General features: G+C 57.3%; 19 protein-coding genes. 15 read left to right on the forward strand and 4 right to left on the reverse strand.

Going from position 1 to position 19,013, the window contains the following annotated elements; all coding sequences use genetic code 11:
• The 5 genes from QUE89_RS10045 (at nucleotide 1) to infA (ending at nucleotide 3,920) form a co-directional block, all read left to right on the forward strand.
• Nucleotides 1–912, forward strand: coding sequence for an AAA family ATPase (locus QUE89_RS10045; protein ID WP_286219964.1), 912 nt, complete (start codon nucleotides 1–3; stop codon nucleotides 910–912).
• Between the two features lie 137 nt (nucleotides 913–1,049).
• Nucleotides 1,050–2,003 (forward strand): thioredoxin-disulfide reductase, encoded by a 954-nt coding sequence (trxB, locus tag QUE89_RS10050; protein ID WP_286219966.1) that lies wholly within the window; start codon nucleotides 1,050–1,052, stop codon nucleotides 2,001–2,003.
• Between the two features lie 188 nt (nucleotides 2,004–2,191).
• Nucleotides 2,192–2,905: a leucyl/phenylalanyl-tRNA--protein transferase gene (gene aat / locus QUE89_RS10055; protein WP_286219967.1), complete on the forward strand. Its 714-nt coding sequence runs from the start codon at nucleotides 2,192–2,194 to the stop codon at nucleotides 2,903–2,905.
• Nucleotides 2,906–3,619, forward strand: coding sequence for an arginyltransferase (locus QUE89_RS10060; RefSeq protein WP_286219968.1), 714 nt, complete (start codon nucleotides 2,906–2,908; stop codon nucleotides 3,617–3,619).
• An 82-nt stretch (nucleotides 3,620–3,701) separates the two neighbouring features.
• Nucleotides 3,702–3,920 (forward strand): translation initiation factor IF-1, encoded by a 219-nt coding sequence (infA, locus tag QUE89_RS10065; protein ID WP_014421226.1) that lies wholly within the window; start codon nucleotides 3,702–3,704, stop codon nucleotides 3,918–3,920.
• A 125-nt stretch (nucleotides 3,921–4,045) separates the two neighbouring features.
• Here infA and clpA read toward each other — a convergent pair whose 3' ends face one another.
• Together clpA and clpS are read right to left on the reverse strand one after the other, a co-directional pair.
• Nucleotides 4,046–6,316, reverse strand: a complete 2,271-nt coding sequence (gene clpA / locus QUE89_RS10070) for an ATP-dependent Clp protease ATP-binding subunit ClpA (protein WP_286219969.1) — start codon at nucleotides 6,314–6,316, stop codon at nucleotides 4,046–4,048.
• 18 nt (nucleotides 6,317–6,334) lie between these two features.
• Nucleotides 6,335–6,694, reverse strand: coding sequence for an ATP-dependent Clp protease adapter ClpS (clpS, locus tag QUE89_RS10075; protein WP_138441831.1), 360 nt, complete (start codon nucleotides 6,692–6,694; stop codon nucleotides 6,335–6,337).
• Between the two features lie 316 nt (nucleotides 6,695–7,010).
• On the opposite strand from clpS, the gene QUE89_RS10080 reads away from it, so the two are divergent.
• From QUE89_RS10080 to QUE89_RS10115, 8 genes are all read left to right on the forward strand, one after another.
• On the forward strand, nucleotides 7,011–7,322 hold the full coding sequence (locus tag QUE89_RS10080) for a cold shock domain-containing protein (protein WP_286219970.1): 312 nt from the start codon (nucleotides 7,011–7,013) through the stop codon (nucleotides 7,320–7,322).
• A gap of 272 nt (nucleotides 7,323–7,594) precedes the next feature.
• Nucleotides 7,595–8,233, forward strand: coding sequence for a pseudouridine synthase (locus tag QUE89_RS10085; RefSeq protein WP_286219971.1), 639 nt, complete (start codon nucleotides 7,595–7,597; stop codon nucleotides 8,231–8,233).
• A gap of 2 nt (nucleotides 8,234–8,235) precedes the next feature.
• Entirely contained in the window at nucleotides 8,236–8,685 is a 450-nt protein-coding gene (locus tag QUE89_RS10090) for an NUDIX hydrolase (protein ID WP_286219972.1), read from the forward strand.
• Between the two features lie 50 nt (nucleotides 8,686–8,735).
• Entirely contained in the window at nucleotides 8,736–9,914 is a 1,179-nt protein-coding gene (mnmA, locus tag QUE89_RS10095; RefSeq protein ID WP_286219973.1) for a tRNA 2-thiouridine(34) synthase MnmA, read from the forward strand.
• Nucleotides 9,911–10,549, forward strand: a complete 639-nt coding sequence (gene hflD, locus QUE89_RS10100; RefSeq protein ID WP_286219974.1) for a high frequency lysogenization protein HflD — start codon at nucleotides 9,911–9,913, stop codon at nucleotides 10,547–10,549. Before mnmA ends, hflD begins: the two co-directional genes overlap by 4 nt.
• Nucleotides 10,550–10,657: 108 nt before the next feature.
• Nucleotides 10,658–12,025, forward strand: a complete 1,368-nt coding sequence (purB, locus tag QUE89_RS10105) for an adenylosuccinate lyase (RefSeq protein WP_286219975.1) — start codon at nucleotides 10,658–10,660, stop codon at nucleotides 12,023–12,025.
• Between the two features lie 16 nt (nucleotides 12,026–12,041).
• A complete protein-coding gene (locus QUE89_RS10110; RefSeq protein ID WP_286219976.1) occupies nucleotides 12,042–13,193 on the forward strand; it encodes a cupin domain-containing protein in 1,152 nt (383 codons plus the stop codon).
• A gap of 9 nt (nucleotides 13,194–13,202) precedes the next feature.
• Nucleotides 13,203–14,168, forward strand: a complete 966-nt coding sequence (locus QUE89_RS10115; RefSeq protein WP_286219977.1) for a GNAT family N-acetyltransferase — start codon at nucleotides 13,203–13,205, stop codon at nucleotides 14,166–14,168.
• On the opposite strand, the gene QUE89_RS10120 is transcribed toward QUE89_RS10115, so the two are convergent.
• The gene (locus QUE89_RS10120; protein ID WP_041338144.1) at nucleotides 14,157–15,167 is read right to left on the reverse strand and encodes a LysR family transcriptional regulator; all 1,011 of its coding nucleotides are present in this window, start codon (nucleotides 15,165–15,167) and stop codon (nucleotides 14,157–14,159) included. The genes QUE89_RS10115 and QUE89_RS10120 overlap by 12 nt on opposite strands.
• A 249-nt stretch (nucleotides 15,168–15,416) precedes the next feature.
• Between QUE89_RS10120 and QUE89_RS10125 the strand changes: the two genes are divergently transcribed.
• Both QUE89_RS10125 and QUE89_RS10130 read left to right on the forward strand, forming a co-directional pair.
• A complete protein-coding gene (locus QUE89_RS10125; protein WP_286219978.1) occupies nucleotides 15,417–16,190 on the forward strand; it encodes a hypothetical protein in 774 nt (257 codons plus the stop codon).
• A 55-nt stretch (nucleotides 16,191–16,245) separates the two neighbouring features.
• Nucleotides 16,246–18,582, forward strand: a complete 2,337-nt coding sequence (locus tag QUE89_RS10130) for a hybrid sensor histidine kinase/response regulator (protein ID WP_286219979.1) — start codon at nucleotides 16,246–16,248, stop codon at nucleotides 18,580–18,582.
• Here QUE89_RS10130 and QUE89_RS10135 read toward each other — a convergent pair.
• Nucleotides 18,545–19,012, reverse strand: coding sequence for a MarR family winged helix-turn-helix transcriptional regulator (locus QUE89_RS10135; protein WP_286219980.1), 468 nt, complete (start codon nucleotides 19,010–19,012; stop codon nucleotides 18,545–18,547). The two genes, QUE89_RS10130 and QUE89_RS10135, sit on opposite strands and share 38 nt — an antisense overlap.
• Nucleotide 19,013: the final 1 nt, after the last annotated feature.

Here is a 19,013-nt window from a genome sequence, read left to right on the forward strand (position 1 = left end):
ATGAAGAAACTGATTGATACCGTTGTTCACGAGCTGAACCAGATACTGCTTGGCAAGGATCAGCAAGTGCGTCTGGCCATGTGCGGCCTGTTGGCTCGGGGCCACCTGCTGATCGAAGATATTCCCGGGATGGGTAAGACCACCCTCTCGCATGCGCTCGCTAAAATCATGGGTCTGAGCTATCAGCGCATTCAGTTCACCAATGACTTGTTGCCCGCCGACGTGCTGGGCTATTCCATGTACGACAAGGAAGCCGGCAGCCTGGTGTTCCACCCGGGTCCGATCTTTGCCCAGGTGGTGCTTGCGGACGAAATCAACCGGGCATCACCGCGCACCCAGAGCGCGCTGCTCGAAGCCATGGAGGAGCGCCAGGTTTCCATCGAGGGCGAGACACGCCCCCTGCCCCAGCCGTTTTTCGTCATTGCCACCCAGAATCCCATTGAACAGGGCGGCACCTTCCCGCTGCCCGAGTCGCAGCTTGACCGGTTTCTGATGCGCCTGCGCCTGGGGTACCCGGATCCGCGGGCGGAGCGGGAACTGCTGGAAGGCGAAGACCGCAAGGTAATGACCGACCGGCTCCAGGCCATGCTGCCGCAGGCGGAACTTGCAGAGCTGCAGAGTGCGGTCAGCCGGGTAAAAACCAGCCCTGCCCTGCTCGACTATGTCCAGCGCCTGCTGGAACAAAGCCGGCGCATGCCAGGACTGCTGTACGGTTTGTCTCCCCGCGCCGGCCTTGGCCTGGTGCGCGCCGCCAAGGCCTGGGCCCTGATGGAAGGCCGCCAACACGTGCTGCCCGACGACATCCAGACAGTGTTCCCATCAATTGCCGAACACCGCCTGGAACAGGGTGAATCCGGCAAGAGCGCCGAGCGGGTTCGACAACTTCTGGCGACCGTCTCTGTCCTTGAGTAAATAGCAAAGTTTTATAAGCGGAATTGGCCAAATCGAATGGCAGAAAGCACCATTCGTGTTAGCCTTTCGCCCTTTCTTGACAGAACTGGGCCCGGAAACGGCGCTCAACGTCGTACTGAATTTAGTGAGAGATAGACATGACCGATACCAAGCATTCCCGACTGATCATTCTTGGCTCTGGCCCTGCCGGATACACCGCGGCTGTATATGCAGCCCGAGCCAACCTGAACCCGACCCTGATTACCGGTATCGAAGTCGGCGGTCAGCTCACCACCACCACAGACGTGGACAACTGGCCCGGCGATAACGATGGTGTTCAGGGTCCGGAACTGATGCAGCGCATGCTCAAGCACGCTGAGCGCTTCGAGACCAGTATTGTCTATGACACCATCAATGAAGCCGACCTGCACAGCCGTCCGTTCCGCCTCAAGGGCGACAATGGTGAGTACACCTGCGATTCCCTGATCATTTCTACTGGCGCCTCCGCCATGTATCTGGGCCTTGAGTCGGAAGAGAAATTCAAAGGCCAGGGCGTATCGGCGTGCGCAACCTGCGACGGTTTCTTCTACAAGAAACAGAAAGTTGCGGTAATCGGCGGTGGTAACACGGCGGTCGAGGAAGCCCTTTACCTGTCCAACATCGCAGACGAAGTGACCCTGGTTCACCGTCGCGACAGCCTGCGCGCCGAGAAGATTCTCCAAGACAAGCTGTTCGAAAAAGCCGAGAACGGCAACGTGAAAATCGTCTGGGACCACACCCTGGATGAAGTGCTGGGCGACGCCACCGGTGTAACCGGCATGCGCATCAAGAGCACGAAAGACGATTCCACCCAGGAAATCGACCTGGCAGGGGTGTTCATCGCCATCGGCCACAAGCCCAACACCGACCTTTTCCAAGGCCAGCTGGATATGGAGAACGGTTACATCCGTATCCGCTCCGGTCTTGAGGGCATGGCAACCCAGAGCAGCATCCCCGGTGTGTTTGCTGCTGGCGACGTGGCCGACCACGTCTACCGTCAGGCAGTCACCTCGGCCGGCTTCGGCTGCATGGCCGCACTGGATGCCGAGAAATTCCTGGATCAGCAAGACTGAACTAAACTGACGCAAACGACTCAATAGTTTGCGGAGATTGGCGGGGTGAGTGGTCTTAGACTGTGCGGAGCCAGGGATGGCGGAGCCAAGCGTCCAGGGAAGGATTCACAGCGGGTCTAAGACCACTCGCCCCGCCGATCGATACTCCGATCACGAGCAATGCTGGCAATCTCTGACATTGGAGCAGGATGACCTCACTACCTTGGCTTGACCCGGACCAGCTCTGGTTCCCTCCTGTAGATGAAGCACTGGACGACCCCGACGGGCTGCTGGCTCTCGGCGGCGATCTGTCCACCGAACGACTCCTCCTTGCCTACCGGAATGGCATTTTCCCCTGGTACAGCGATGACCAGCCCATCCTCTGGTGGTCACCCGATCCACGCTGTGTATTGTTGCCCGGAGACATCCACGTATCCCGTAGCTTGCGTCGAACCCTGAATCAGGGTCGCTTTCAGGTAACCGCCGATCAGGCCTTCGGCCGGGTTATTCGCCTGTGTGCGAGCACACGGGCCGAGGGCACCTGGATTACCGAAGACATGATCGCCAGCTTCTCCAATCTACACCGGCAGGGTGTGGCCCACTCCATTGAAGTCTGGAACCAGTCCGGCGAACTGGCCGGCGGCATGTATGGGCTCGCGATCGGGCAGTGTTTTTTCGGGGAGTCCATGTTTTCACTGGAAACCAATGCCTCCAAGGTGTTGATGGTGCACCTGGCCCACCAACTTCAGGAATGGGATTACAAGATCATGGACTGCCAGGTGGAGAGCCGCCACCTGCTGACTATGGGCGCGCGAACTATTTCACGCAGCGAGTTTTTATCTATACTCAGGGCATGCGTTGATCGAAAACCGAATCAACGTGACTGGAAAATCCGCTGGCAATGGTCTGGGCCGGAGGCGTGAATGAGCAATCTTAGAACACTGGTGTTCTTCGCAACCCCACCTCACGATTGCAGCTACCTTCCAAATCGAGAAGCGACCACCATGTTCGTGGATCCGCGCGCTCACATCGACAAGAAACTGTACAGCCAGCTCACCGCTCTGGGTTTTCGTCGCAGCGGCTCACACTACTACCGTCCCCACTGCGAAAACTGTAACGCCTGCATTCCCGTTCGCCTGAAAGTGGATGACTTTGAGCCCGATCGGAACCAGAAGCGAGTACTGCGTAAGAACCAGGACCTGGAATACAGCCTGGTTCCGGCGCGGTTTAACGAGCACTATTACCAGCTGTATGCCCGTTACATCGAAGAGCGTCATAAGGACGGTGACATGTACCCGCCCTCCCCTGAACAGTTTTCTTCGTTCCTGGTGGAAGGTGCCACCGATTCCTGGTTCCTGGAGATTCGCCTGAACCATGAGTTGATTGGCCTGGCAGCGATTGATCTGCTCGACGACGGTCTTTCCGCCATCTATACCATTTTCAAACCCTCGCTTGAGCACCGAAGCCTCGGCACTTTCGCCATTTTGTGGCAAATCCAGGAGGCCAAACGACGAGGCCTGCCCCACCTGTACTTGGGCTACTGGATTCGGGAATGCCGGAAAATGAACTACAAAACCCGCTTCCGGCCCATTGAAGCCTTGCGGGAAGGGCAATGGCTGCCCATGGAGTTTAACTGATTTTTGCCAAAGGCTGATAAATCAGGCAGAATTGCGCAATTTAAAATCACGAGAAGTACATTCCACGAGAGGTTTCTACTGAATGGCGAAATCAGATGTCATTGAAATGGAAGGCGTCATTATCGATACCCTTCCGAATACCATGTTCCGTGTTGAACTCAGCAACGGTCACGTGGTGACTGCTCACATCTCCGGAAAGATGCGCAAAAACTACATCCGCATCCTGACTGGCGACAAGGTCAAGGTTGAGCTGACTCCCTACGACCTGAGCAAGGGCCGCATTGTGTACCGCGCCCGTTAAGGCCGACTGACATCTGAAAAGCCCCGTCCCGGGGCTTTTTTGTTGGCAAAAACAGTTAGTCGCCGATACAAAAAAACCGCTGCCATAGGCAGCGGTTTTTTTATTCCTGACAGAGAGCCGGTGCCTTAAACCGCCTCTGCGGGCTCGTCCTCATAATCAAAGACGAGTTCATCATCGCGCAGATGGATGAACACATCCCCGCCCTTCTCGGAAAGGCGCCCAAACAGGATCTGCTCGGCCAGCGGTCGCTTGATCTTGTCCTGAATCAAGCGGGACATCGGCCGTGCCCCCATGGTGACGTCATAACCTTTCTCTGCCAGCCACACCTTGGCGTCCTCATCCACATGCAGGACAACATGCTTCTCATCCAACTGCGCCTGCAGCTCGGTGAGGAACTTGTCGACCACATGAGTGATGGTCTCCTTCTGCAGATCGGCAAACTGGATGATGCCATCCAGACGGTTGCGGAACTCCGGCGTGAAGGTCTTGCTAATAATCTCCATACCGTCGGTGCTGTGATCCTGCTCATTGAAGCCGATGGAACGGCGAGCCATGCTTTCTGCCCCCGCGTTCGTTGTCATCACCAGGATCACATGACGAAAGTCCGCCTTGCGGCCGTTGTTGTCAGTCAGGGTCCCGTGGTCCATCACCTGCAGTAGCAGGTTGAACACTTCCGGGTGGGCCTTTTCGATCTCATCCAGCAGCAGTACGCAGTGCGGATGCTTGCTGACCGATTCGGTCAGCAGACCACCCTGGTCGTAACCTACGTACCCCGGAGGCGCACCAATCAGGCGTGACACTGTATGCCGCTCCATATATTCGGACATATCGAATCGAACCAACTCAATGCCCAGCACTTTCGCCAACTGTTTGGTGACTTCGGTTTTACCAACACCAGTCGGACCGGCAAACAGGAATGCCCCTTCCGGTTTCTCCGGCGCTTTCAACCCAGCGCGCGCCAGTTTGATGGCCGTGGACAGGGATTCAATGGCCGGATCCTGGCCAAAGACAACCATTTTCAGGTCACGCTCCAGGTTGCGGAGCAGATCCTTGTCGCTGGTGGACACGTTCTTCGGCGGAATCCGCGCGATGTTAGCCACCACATCTTCGATGTCGGTTACATCAATGGACTTCTTGCGCTTGTTTTCCGGCTGCAGACGCTGGCGCGCCCCCGCCTCATCAATGACGTCAATGGCCTTGTCAGGCAGATGACGATCAGTGATGTAACGGTCAGCCAGTTCAGCCGCAACCCGCAGGGCTTTGTCGGTGTACTTCAGATCGTGATGCTTCTCGAAGTTAGGCTTCAGCCCCTTCAGGATCTGATAAGTGTCTTCAACGCTCGGCTCATTCACGTCGATTTTCTGGAAACGACGCGCCAAGGCGCTGTCCTTCTCAAAAATCCCACGGAATTCCTGGAACGTTGTCGAACCGATGCAACGAATCTCACCAGAGCTCAGCATGGGCTTCAGCAGGTTGGAGGCGTCCATCACGCCACCGGACGCTGAACCAGCCCCGATGATGGTGTGGATTTCATCGATGAACAGGATCGCGTGCTGCTCTTTTTTCAGTTCAGCCAACAAGCCCTTCAGGCGCTTCTCAAAATCGCCCCGGTACTTGGTGCCGGCCAGCAGTGCGCCGAGATCCAGTGAATAGACCACCGCGTCGGAGATGATATCCGGTACCTGGCCATCGACGATGCGCTTAGCCAAACCTTCGGCAATCGCAGTCTTGCCAACCCCGGCCTCACCCACCAACAGCGGGTTATTCTTCCGGCGCCGAACCAGAATCTGCACGACACGCTCAACCTCGTGTTCTCGCCCGATCAGCGGATCAATCCGCCCCTGGCGAGCTTGCTCATTAAGGTTGGTGGCATAGCTTTCCAGAGGCTTGGAATGCCCACCTTCTTCACCGGTTTCATCCGGAGCGGCCTGATCATGGCCCTCCTGATCTTCCGCACCCTGCACCCTGGAGATGCCGTGGGACACGAAATTGACCACATCAATGCGAGCAATATTCTGCTTCTTCAGAACGTAGACCGCTTGGCTCTCCTGCTCACTGAAGATAGCAACCAACACGTTGGCACCAGTCACTTCTTTCTTGCCAGAAGACTGGACATGAAATACAGCCCGTTGCAACACGCGCTGGAATCCGAGGGTAGGCTGGGTTTCGCGCTCACTGTCACTGCTCGGAATGAGCGGTGTTGTTGAGTCAACGAATTCCATAAGTTCTTCCTGAAGACGCTGGAGATCTGCCCCACACGCTTTCAGTACGCCCACCGCCGAATCGTTATCTAACAAAGCCAACAACAAGTGCTCGACGGTCATGAATTCATGACGCTTGTCGCGCGCACTCTTGAAAGCCGTATTCAGCGTAATTTCTAGATCTTTACTCAGCATGGGCCACCCCAACGTCTGTCAGTCCGCACGTTCAATCTCGCAAAGCAGCGGATGTTCGCATTCCGAGGAATACTGGTTCACCTGTGCTGCCTTCGTCTCTGCGATGTCTCGGGTATACACCCCACATACGGCCTTTCCTTGCGTATGGACGAGCAGCATCACCTGCGTCGCCTTCTCTTCGTTCATGCCGAAGAACTTCATCAACACGTCCACAACGAAATCCATAGGCGTGTAATCGTCATTCAGAAGCACTACGCGAAATCGCGCCGGGCGCTTCAGGGCAGGTTTTTCGGGCGCAACACTGAGATCGTCTTGGCGTCCCGGTTGTTCGTCCTCCCCCTGATTAAATACTAGTAGAGAATCTTCGATAGTCCGCATCATTCTTTACCGGTTTATCGGTGCCCTTTGCATAATGTGGTTGTCTGACCCCGTGTTTTCAAGCTAAGTCGAGAACCGGGCGCGAGGAATTTAACTATACGCGCATGATACCGGTTCCAGACCGCGTTCAACCACACATTCCGGCAACAGAAACTATTGACTCGACGCGCTGATTGGCCGAAAGTTAACTTGCATTGTTAAATAATGTAAATTTCAACGAATGTTATGTAACCGAAATCCGCATCCAGTGACACAGAGCGGAATGCTCACAACACCAATAATAAAATGTGACAGCACATGAACAGGGGAGTTCATCATGCCAAGAGGCAAGGTTAAGTGGTTCAACAATGCCAAAGGATACGGCTTTATCATTGAGGACGGCTGCAGTGACGATCTGTTTGCCCACTTTTCATCGGTCCAAATGGATGGCTACAAAACACTGAAAGCCGGCCAGCCCGTCACCTTTGACAAAAAACCCAGCGATAAAGGCGTCCACGCCATCAATATTGTCCCCGATGCACAGCCCCAGAAAGCGACACAAGAGCTTGCTGACGCATCGGCGGGAGCCAAAACTGATGACCCGGACCCAGGTCGGAGCGATTTCCCGTCGCGTGCAGCGAACGCCTGACCAATCGTTGACGAGTGGCCCCAACACGCCTGCCCTGAGGCAGGCGTGGGTGTCAGTGCGTGATATCAAAACCGCAAGCGGGCCTGCGCACTCGATCCCTGCAACACCCTGAACCCAATTCAGGTAGCTCTGCCTGCTCCCGCCTAAAACCTGCACTCATCCAGCAGATCTCATTGCTTCACAACGACTTTGCCAGCCACCATTGGTAAAGTGACCCTGCTATCGATATTTTTACTGAGCTCCACCCTATCACTGCGGAAGCGCTAGACGTAATGGCCAACCTGATCCTCTTCAACAAACCCTTTCGCGTACTCAGCCAGTTCACCGACGATCGCCGCGACAGCGAAAAACCGGTCAGGGCGACCCTGGCGGACTGGATTCAGATACCCGATGTCTATCCGGCCGGCCGGCTCGACTACGACTCCGAGGGCCTGCTTTTACTGACCGGTGAAGGCGCCCTGCAGCATCGCATTGCCTCACCCACGGCCAAAATGCCCAAAACTTACTGGGTACAGGTGGAAGGTGACATAACCAATGACGCTCTCTCCCAACTGGAGCGTGGCGTCCGCCTCAAGGATGGCAACACGGCACCGGCAAAGGCCCGACTACTCGACCAGCCGGTGATTTGGCCCAGGACACCGCCTGTCAGGTACCGGGAATCGGTGCCCACCAGCTGGCTGGAGCTGACCATTACCGAGGGCCGGAACCGTCAGGTACGGCGAATGACCGCCGCAGTCGGCTTCCCAACCCTCCGACTGATCCGCTACCGTATAGGTGACTGGACACTGGATGGGTTGCTGCCGGGCCAACACCGCGCAATCACTGTCCATGTACCTACGCCGTCCCCGCGACGAAACCGCGCAGGGCGCCGGCAACCGGGCAAAACTCACAGCAGCAGGAGCCGAAAATAGCCATGACCTGGACCCCACACGCCACCGTCGCCGTGATCGTTGAAGACCAGGAAGGCCGATTTCTGGTGGTCGAAGAAACCAGCGGCGGCCGCGTTGTCTTCAATCAGCCAGCGGGCCATGTCGAGGAAGACGAGGCCATTCTGGATGCGGTCAAGCGTGAAACCCTGGAAGAAACCGGCTGGGTGGTTGAGCCAGAGCATTTCCTTGGCGTTTACACCTATAAGGCGCCTGCCAATGGCGTCACCTACTACCGCTTCTGCTACTCAGCCAAAGCTTTGGAGCAGGTCAGCGAGGAACTCGATACCGGTATCATTGCCGCGCACTGGCTGTTACTGGAGGACATCCGTAGCTTGAAAGACCAACTCCGCAGTCCGCTAGTGCTCGAATGTATAGAAGATTACCGAAATGGCCGGCGCTACCCACTCGATGTCATCGTCGACGCACAGACGTAATGCCCTACAAATGGTAGACTTCGCAGCTTTTCACTCAGACTGATGTTTTCATGACACACGCATCCGAAACACCTCCCGCAGCAAATACCCGAGTGATCGTCGGCATGTCCGGCGGCGTCGATTCTTCTGTCGCCGCCTGGTTACTAAAAGACCAGGGCTATCAGGTCGAAGGCCTGTTCATGAAGAACTGGGATGAAGACGATGGCACCGAGTACTGCACAGCGATGACCGACTTGGCCGACGCGCAGGCAGTTGCCGACAACATCGGCATCAAGCTTCACACTGCCAGTTTTGCTGCCGAGTACTGGGACCGTGTGTTTGAGCACTTCCTGTCGGAATACACCGCTGGTCGCACCCCCAACCCGGACATCCTGTGCAACAAAGAGGTGAAGTTTCGGGCGTTTCTCGATTACGCGGTCACCCTGGGTGCCGACTATATCGCCACCGGCCATTACACCCGCCAGCGCCCGCTATCGGAAGAATCCGGCCGAGCCCAGCTGCTGAAAGGCCTGGATACCAATAAAGACCAGAGCTACTTCCTGCACGCCGTGTCGGGTGAACGCATCGCCCGGACCCTGTTCCCGGTAGGCGAACTCGAGAAACCCGAAGTTCGGCGAATCGCAGAAGCCCAGGGCTTTGTCACCCATGACAAAAAAGACTCCACCGGCATTTGCTTCATCGGCGAACGCAAGTTTACCGACTTTCTCAAGCAGTACCTGCCAGCACAACCGGGTGACATCGAGACACCGGACGGCAAGGTTATCGGTCGTCACCAGGGCCTGATGTACCACACCATCGGCCAACGCCAGGGCCTGGGCATTGGTGGCCTCAGCGAGTTCGGCGATGAGCCCTGGTACGTCGCCGAAAAAGACCTCACCCGCAACGTCCTCATTGCCGTTCAGGGTAAACACCACCCGCTGCTGTTTTCGCGCGGACTGGTGTCCGGGCCAATCGACTGGGTCGCTGGCGAACCACTGGCCGCCCAGTTCCGCTGCAAGGCCAAAACCCGCTACCGTCAGCCGGACCAGGACTGCGAGGTCCTGGTGCTCCGTGGCGGCGTCAAGGTGGTCTTTGACGACGCCCAGCGAGCGGTCACCCCTGGCCAGTCCGTGGTTTTTTACGATGGCGAGGTTTGCCTCGGCGGTGGCGTGATCGAAGAAACCTGGCGTGATGGTGAAGACCTGCCGGCCCGCCTTTCCGAACAACCTCAAAAGGAACTGGGCGCATGAGTCGGTCCCTCAATGATCAGACGCTCGCCCTGGCAGGTGTATGCCAGGCCGCCAACCTGGTTCAGCAACTTGCCCACAATGGCCAGTGCTCGGAGACCAGTCTGGAAACCTGCATCCGCTCGCTGTTCGCCACCGATCCGGCCTCAACCCTGGACGTCTATGGCGGCGATCTCGCAGACATTCGCGAGGGACTGGTTACACTCTCATCGGTGCTGAGCCAGCAAAGCAAGCAACAGGACATTGAGGTACTGCGGTACGTGCTCAACCTGATCCAGCTGGAAGCTAAACTCAATCGCAACCCGGAAATGCTGGACGCCATTGGCTCCCGCATTGATCAGGCTCGCCACACGGCCAGCCACTTTGGCTATACCCACAGCAACCTGATTAGCAATCTCGCCTCAGTTTACGCCGATACCATAAGCACCTTTCGGTTACGCATACAGGTGAGCGGCAATCCCAGCGTCCTGCAGCGCGAGGAAAACGCAGCCAAAGTGCGCGCCCTGCTGCTTGCGGGCATCCGTTCTGCAGTTCTATGGCGCCAATCAGGCGGCCGACGCTGGCAGCTGATTTTCAATCGCAAGAAAGTCATCGAGCACGCCCGGCAACTGGCCGACAAAGCTAACAGTCCACTGTAGCTCTGAAACAACAGCTCCCAGACAACTGCGTCCGACGCGGCGCTGGTGTATCATATGCGCCCCTAATTTTCTTTTGGCCCGATCCGTTAACGATTTGAGAGGTTTTCGATGGAACTCACCGCCCTGACCGCCATTTCCCCGGTCGATGGACGCTACGGCAGCAAAGTCAGCGTCTTCCGAGACATTTTCAGTGAGTATGGCCTGATCAGGAACCGGGTAACCGTCGAGATCCGCTGGCTCCAGAAACTGGCAGCGCACCCGGGTGTTACCGAAGTTCCGGCGTTCTCCGCCGAAGCCAATGCGTTTCTGGACAAGCTGGTCAGCGAGTTCAACCTCGAAGATGCCCAGCGCATCAAGGACATCGAGCGCACCACCAATCACGACGTCAAAGCCGTCGAGTACTTCATCAAGGAACAGATTGCTGAATTCCCTGAACTGCACGCGGTGACAGAGTTTGTTCACTTCGCCTGCACCTCAGAGGACATCAACAACCTGTCCCACGCACTGATGCTGCGCGAAGGCCTTGATCATGGCCTGCTGCCCGCCATGGATCGGGTTGTGGACAAGCTGGGCGAACTGTCGCAGGAACACGCTGAGCAACCGATGCTGTCCCGCACCCACGGTCAAACAGCCTCGCCGACCACCGTTGGCAAAGAATTCGCAAACGTAGTGCACCGCCTGCGTCGCCAGGTAAAGCAGATCCGCGCCGTCGAACTGCTGGGCAAGATCAACGGTGCTGTCGGCAACTACAACGCCCACTTGTCAGCCTACCCAGAGATTGACTGGGCCGCCAACGCCCGTGAATTTATTGAAAGCCTGGGCCTGGACTGGAACCCGTACACCACCCAGATCGAACCCCACGATTACATCGCCGAGCTGTACGATGCGGTCGCGCGCTTTAACACTATTGTGATCGATCTGGACCGTGATATCTGGGGCTATATTTCCCTGGGCTACTTCAAGCAGAAGACCGTGGAAGGCGAAGTGGGCTCCTCCACTATGCCGCACAAGGTTAACCCTATCGATTTCGAGAACTCCGAGGGCAACTTGGGCATTGCCAACGCACTGCTCAACCACCTCGCTGCCAAGCTGCCGATTTCCCGCTGGCAGCGAGATCTGACCGATTCCACCGTGCTGCGGAATCTGGGTGTTGGCTTTGCCCACAGCCTGATTGCGTACGAAGCAACGCTGAAAGGACTGGGCAAGCTGGAAATCAACCCGGCCCGCCTGGACGAGGATCTGGATCATGCCTGGGAAGTTCTGGCCGAACCGATTCAGACCGTGATGCGCCGGTACAACATCGAAAAGCCTTACGAAAAACTCAAGGCCCTGACCCGCGGCAAGGCTATGACGCCGGAAGTCATCCAGAACTTTGTTCAGTCCCTGGATATTCCCGAGGCCGCCAAGCACGAGCTGATGGCGCTGACACCGGGCGGTTATATTGGCAACGCTGTCGATCAGGCACGCGACATCTGAAACTGGGAGCACAGGCATGGATATGCTCGGTGGGCTGACCGCCTCTGAATTTCTGCGGGATTACTGGCAGAAAAAGCCGCTGGTCATCCGCCAGGCGTTTCCGGGACTGACCTCTCCGGTCAGTCCCGACGAACTGGCTGGTCTGGCCTGCGAAGAGGGCGTGGAATCCCGCATTGTTCTGGAAAATGACAATGGCAAGCCCTGGCAGCTACAAAACGGCCCGTTCACACCGGAACGCTTCAGCGAGCTCCCGGAACAGGATTGGACCCTGCTGGTGCAGGGGCTCGATCATTGGGTTCCCGAGGTGGCAGATCTGTTGGAGCACTTCCGGTTCGTGCCCAACTGGCGCCTTGATGACATCATGGCCAGTTACGCTCCCAAGGGCGGCAGCGTAGGCCCGCACTACGATCAGTACGATGTTTTCCTGCTGCAAGCCCAGGGTGAACGCCACTGGACCTTCGGTGGACACTGCGACCAGACGTCGCCACGGGTAGAAGGAACGCCACTGCGCATCCTCAGCAGCTGGGATAGTGAGGAAACCGTCACCCTGGCACCGGGCGACATGCTTTACCTGCCCCCGGGCGTTGGCCACCACGGGGTTGCCGTCGACGACTGCATCACCCTGTCCATTGGCTTCCGGGCCCCCACTGTTGATGACGTGCTGACCGGCTTCACCGACTTCCTGTGCAGCCAGGCCGACGCCAGCGAGCACCTGGGCGATCCGGACCTTCAGGTTCAGGACAATCCCGGCACCATCCAGCCCGCCGTGATCGACACCCTGGACGACCTGCTACGCGAGAAACTGGGAGATCGTCGAAAGCTCTCACTCTGGTTCGGCCAGTACGCCACCGCGCCAAAGAGCATGGACATTGTCGTTCCCGCCGAGGAGCCGGCGTCACCCGAAGAACTGGCCGCGGCCATTCAGTCCGGAGAACAGCTGCGCTGGAACGAGGGCTCCCGCTTTGCGTATTACGATTTCGACGACGACACCGCGCTGTTCGTGGATGGCGAACAGTATCTGCTGAAAGGTGACGCCCGCCCCATGGCCCCCCTGCTCTGTGCCGGCGCCTACATTGATGCCGATCGTCTGGCCCAATTCACCAATGACGAAGCCCTGCTCGGACTGCTGTGCACGTTGTATAATCAGGGATCGGTCTACTTCGAATAGTTGGTCGCCATGAGAGTGAAATTCAGGAAATACAGCTGGCAACTGGCTCCGGGTCATATCCATGATATCCGCCAATGTGTGTTTATTGACGAACAAAAGGTGCCACCGGAGCTGGAGTGGGACGATACCGACGAGATTGCCGACCACTACCTCGCGGTGCTGCCGGATAACACGCCCGTAGGCACGGCGCGGCTATTTTCCACCCTTGGCGAAACTGCGCACATCGGCCGCATGGCAATTCTTCCCGGGTTCCGTGGCCGCGGCGTTGGCGAGGCGCTGCTGCGCCACCTGATTACCGAAGCCGCCTGTGACTACCACGAGATCCGGCTCTCGGCGCAGGAATACGCCATTCCCTTCTACCAGCGCTCCGGTTTTCATGTCTGCTCTGATCGCTACGACGACGCCGGCATCAGCCATGTCGATATGCGTTGCCTGGCGCCCGCCTTGCTCGCCGAAGCACTGGAACAAAAATCGGCGCCGATGATTCTCGGCGAAGACTCCGACACCTGGCTGTTCTCCGACGAGAATCGCATGCTCGACCTGATCGATTCCGTGGCCGGCCAATCCAGACAGCGGCTCTGGCTTTACGATCACGTACTTGAGCACAACCTCTATGACCGTCATCGTTTTCAAGAACTGATCTCCGCCCTCGCCCGCCGGCACCGGCTCAGCGAAGTGCGATTGCTGATCCACGATGACAGCCCGCTGGTAAAGCGCCGACATAAGCTGGTGGAACTGATGCGACGCCTACCAAGCCGTATTGAACTGAGGCTGGTAAGCCAGGACTATCCGGTGGAAGACCAGCCATTCATGCTGGCCGACCGTGACGGGCTGCTCTATCGGCATGACTTCTCCAAACCGGAGGGCTACGCCAAATTCTCCGACCCCGGCCGGGTCAAACTGCTGGCCGAGAATTTCCAGCGCATGTGGGATGCAGGTCGAAGCTCCCTGGAGCTGAGAGAGTTACCGCTCTGAGTGATGGGCCTGGGGGCTTTCGGCAGACTCGAACTGGGCACCAAATGGCGCGAACTCCTGATCTACTTCACTGGCCACTTCCGCAATCAGCTTACGTAACCACTGGTGATCCGAGTTGTGCTGGAGCAGCGGGCTCCACGCCATTTTCAGCTCAAATGGCGGAATCTCGAAAGGTGGCACCTTTACCACCAGATTCGAATTATCCTTCTGCAGCCATGCCGCCCGCGACGGCAGCGTGGCGATCAGGTCGTGCTGCTCGGCCAACAGCATCGCCACCTGATAATGCCGGGTAAACACCGAGATCTGGCGTTTACGGCCCATGCGCGAAAGCGCCTCATCAACCCAACCCAAGCGCTGCACATCTTTGGGATTGACCCCGACACCGACTCCAAAACCGGTTTTGCTGACCCAGATGTGGCTCGCATCCAGATAGGTATCAAGCGTAAACGGCGCCTTCAGAATCGGATTGCGGGCGTTCATCAGACAGGCGAAATACTCGGTCCACAGGGTTTTCTGGTGAAACGACTGGGGAATTTTGTCGAACCGGTTGATCGCCATGTCTAGCCGGCCCTGCTCCACGTCCAGAAAGCTGACGTCACTGGGGGTCAGTACATCCAGGGTAACGTGCGGGGCTTCCTGGCGAATCCGACGTAACACCCGGGGCATCAGGCAGGACTCGGCGTAATCACTGGCCATAATACGGAAGACTCGCTGGCTTTCCAGCGCCGAAAATGGAGTTTTCTCCTGCACCGCCTGTTCAATATCCGAAAGGATTCCACGCACCAGGGGTTGCAGCTCACGGCCTCGCTCGGTGGCGGTCATGCCCTCACTGGTCCTGATCAGCAAGGGATCACCGAACAGATCTCGCAAGCGGCGCAGACCGTTGCTCATCGCCGGCTGGGTGATGCCCAGGTGGTTGGCAGCCTTGGTGACGTTTCGCTCCCGCAACAGAACGTCCAGGTACACAAGCAGGTTCAGGTCAACGCGGGAAATATCCATGGGCAACTCCGGGTACGTCGTACATCAAAAACCATCGAACAAAAGGCCTTACCCTCCATTCACCGGAGCAATATACAGGAGATCAAAATTCACGTAATCAATGGATGATTGCATCATTCACATTTCGCAACGGATTGACTACGGTATTTCTGCTAGTCTTTGTGACACTTGCTGAATAATATCGGTAACTTGAGGCCGGGCAATGCGCCAGCTAACTCTCAAACTGAAGCCGGAGCCACCACAGACCTGATGGATACCACCACCATTGTAATAATACTGGCAGCCGTCGTGGCAGTGTCGATCTTCCTGATCGTGTTAAGCCAGATGCGTGAGAAGGCCCGCATTGAGCGTGCCCGAAAGATCACCAACCAGCAGGATGCCTACAACCGTGCCAATCGACTGCTGTCGGAAATTCCCGGGCAATACCTGACATCCGATCTGAAACTGCTTTTGATCAAACGCATGGAAGAAGCTTGCGCGCAACTGACAGGCCTCAAGTCCGATCTTCCGATCAAAAAATGGCAAGAAGCGGCGCAGCAGCTGAAAGACCAGATTCAGGCCAAGCAGGACACCCGGTCTCCGGTGAAAATCGATACACCGGAAAAGGCTACCTACGTAAAGGAGCTGCTGCAGAATCTGTTCAAAATGATCGAAGACATGCACAAGAGCGGTAAGCTGGACGCCGCAACCGCCAAGAAGAACCTCAAATTCGTGCTGTTTCTGGTCCACAAGACCCACGCTGACCTGCATATGTTTCAGGCCAGGGAATACGTCCGTCAGAACGAGATCCGAAAGGCCATCCACGCTTACCATCTCGCCAGTACTGAAATGGGCAAGTCGCGAGACAATCCGCTGGCTATGAAAGCCGTCAAGAGTTTCCGGATCCGGATCAAAGAACTTGAGGCCCTGATTGTGGAAGGAAAGGACACCGCACATACCGAGTCTCAGGCGAAGTTGGATCGGGAATGGGACACCTTCCTGCACGATGAGGAATGGAAGAAAAAGGCCGACTACGACGAGTGACGGCTTTAGCATTCGGGCAGCGGGCGCTGCCCTGACACAGGGACAGTAAGTACTCGTGATCAATGGTTTCAGAAAGCGGCTTTCCTTCCGGCTGACCCGGGATACGGTGTTGATCGCCATGGCGTTGGGGCTGGTGCTTAACCTCATCCAGATCACCATCGACTACTTCAATGCCCGGGCAGCCATGGAAGAAGACGTTCACGCACTGATCGACATCAGTGTCAGTCCGGCTTCCCAGATTGCCTACAACATCGATGTCCGCCTCGCCGAAGAACTTCTGGATGGCCTTCTGCGCCACCCGGCGACGACTGACGCCAGAATCATCGACAACGACGACCAGACGATGGCAGCTGCCAGCCAGAGCAGCCCGGATTCCCCCTACCGCTGGGCCAGCGACCTGCTGTTCGAATCAAACCGGGTGTTTAGCCAGGAACTAAGAGTGCCTCAGCTGGAGGACCTGCCGCTTGGCCGGCTCATTGTTACCATCGACACCTATCACTACGGGCTTCAATTTCTCGAACGGGCCACGTACACGTTGATCAGCGGCCTGCTCAAAAGCCTGGCCCTCACCGCCGCCCTCCTGGGCATCTTCTATCTGGTACTGACCCGGCCGATGCTGAACGTCATCAATGCCCTTGGCGAGGTGCAGGCCAACTCACCGGAAAAGGCCCGCTTGCCCGTTCCGGCGAACCATCAGCAGGACGAAATTGGCACCATGGTGGGCATTATCAACCGACACCTGGAAACCATGGATTCAAGTCTGGCCCAGCTGCGCTCCGCCGAGAGTGCGATGAAGGATTATTCTTCCCAGCTCGAGCGAGAGGTTGACGATCGCACCCGTGAGATATCAGAGAAGAACGACGCCCTCCAGCGCAGCAACCGGGCTCTGATCAAGGCCAAGGAAGATGCTGTACGCAGGGCCCGGGCCAGGGCCAACTTCCTGGCCAGCATGAGCCACGAAATCCGAACACCACTTAATGGTGTGCTGGGCATGCTGGGGCTCGCCCTGGAAGGCGAGCTTGATCCCAGCCAGCGCTACCGCCTTGAGGTCGCCTTCAGTGCCGGCGAAAGTCTGCTTGGCCTGCTGAATGACATTCTCGATATCTCCAAGGTGGAAGCCGGCAAACTGAGCCTGGAGAACATCCCTTTCAATCTGCGCAACCTGATCGAGGAAGCCTCAACCCTACACGCCCAACAGGCCCGGCGAAAACACATTGACCTGGTCAATGAAATCGACCCCCAATTGCCAGAGAGCTTTCTGGGCGATCCGACCCGCACTCGCCAGATCCTTAACAACCTGCTCAGCAATGCTATCAAGTTCACCGATGAAGGCTCGGTGCTTGTCAAAGTCAGCTACTCCGCTGGCATGCTCCGGCTTGATGTAATCGACACCGGCATTGGCATGTCTTCCGGCGGTCTGCACAAGATATTCTCGCCATTTTCCCAGGCTGATGCTGACACCACACGGCTCTATGGCGGAACCGGGCTGGGGCTGACCTTGTGCCGGCAACTGGTTGAACGGATGCACGGTCGAATCATGGTGGATTCCACCGAGGGTCGCGGCACCCACTTTACCGTCACGGTGCCGCTACCGATGCACGAAGACAGTAGCCCGGATCAACTGCCCCAAGCAGCCAAAGGACTCGTGGATACTGGCGTCACCCTGGCGATCCCGGCCGACAACTCACACCGGCCAGCCATCGAGCGCCAACTTCAGGCCTGGCAGATTCCGGTCTGGGACCTCGGGACGGAACACCGGGGAATTCTGATTACACTGATTGGACAAGACGGTATCGAGGGAGCGGTTCAGGCAGAAAACTGGCGCGGACCGGGGCTAATTCTGGCCGATTCACTCGGAACCTCCGCACAAGGAAAATCCGACCATCCGATCCTTTCACTGCCCCTGCGCCGGGATGAACTCTATCGCTGCCTCTGCAGCGCTGTCGGCATCCTCAGCAGCGAACCTACCCTCCACAGCCCAGAAGCACTTGAACCGAAGCAAACCGCTCAATCGCTTCGGATTCTACTGGTGGAGGACAACCAGGTTAACCAACTGGTAGCCAGCAGTATTCTGAAGAAGCTGGGGCACGCGGTCGAAAGCGCTGAAAATGGCCAGCGCGCGCTCGACGCCATGGCGGACGGGGAATTCGACCTGATCCTGATGGATTGCCAAATGCCGATTATGGACGGCTACGAAGCCACCCGGAGAATCCGGCAGAACTCGGACTGGCAAGCGGTTCCGATCATTGCCGTGACCGCCAACGTGATGCAGGGTGATCGGGACGACTGCATCACGGCCGGCATGAACGACTATGTCACCAAGCCTTACAAGCGTGAAGAACTGCGCGCAGCCATCAACCGCTGGGCCCCGCCTCTCCCTCAAGAGCCGTAAGCACCGCCCGCAATTCCTGGCGCAGCGCTTGCAGCCTTTCCGGCTGGAGCGCTACACCGCAGAGCAACTTTTGTGGCACGGACCTGGCCTGCTCCTGCAACGCCCAGCCGGCGTCGGTCAGCGCCAGAGTTACCACCCGCTCATCCTGGCTAATGCGCTGACGATTCAGCAGCCCACGCTCTTCAAGACGCTTCAGCAGCGGGGTCAGTGTGCCCGAATCCAGCCGCAATCGCCGACCAATATCGGACACCCGGGTCTGCGCGCCCGACTGCCCTTCCTCCCAGAGTACCAGCATCACCAGATACTGCGGATAAGTCAGATCCAAATCTGCCAGCAGCGGCCGGTATCGGGCTGTTACCGCTCTATTGGCGGCGTAGAGCGCAAAGCAGACCTGGTTGTCGAGCGACAGCGCGTCGTCCGGCTTGGTCATG

The sequence above is a fragment of the Marinobacter sp. LA51 genome, assembly GCF_030297175.1.
Classification (GTDB): domain Bacteria; phylum Pseudomonadota; class Gammaproteobacteria; order Pseudomonadales; family Oleiphilaceae; genus Marinobacter; species Marinobacter apostichopi.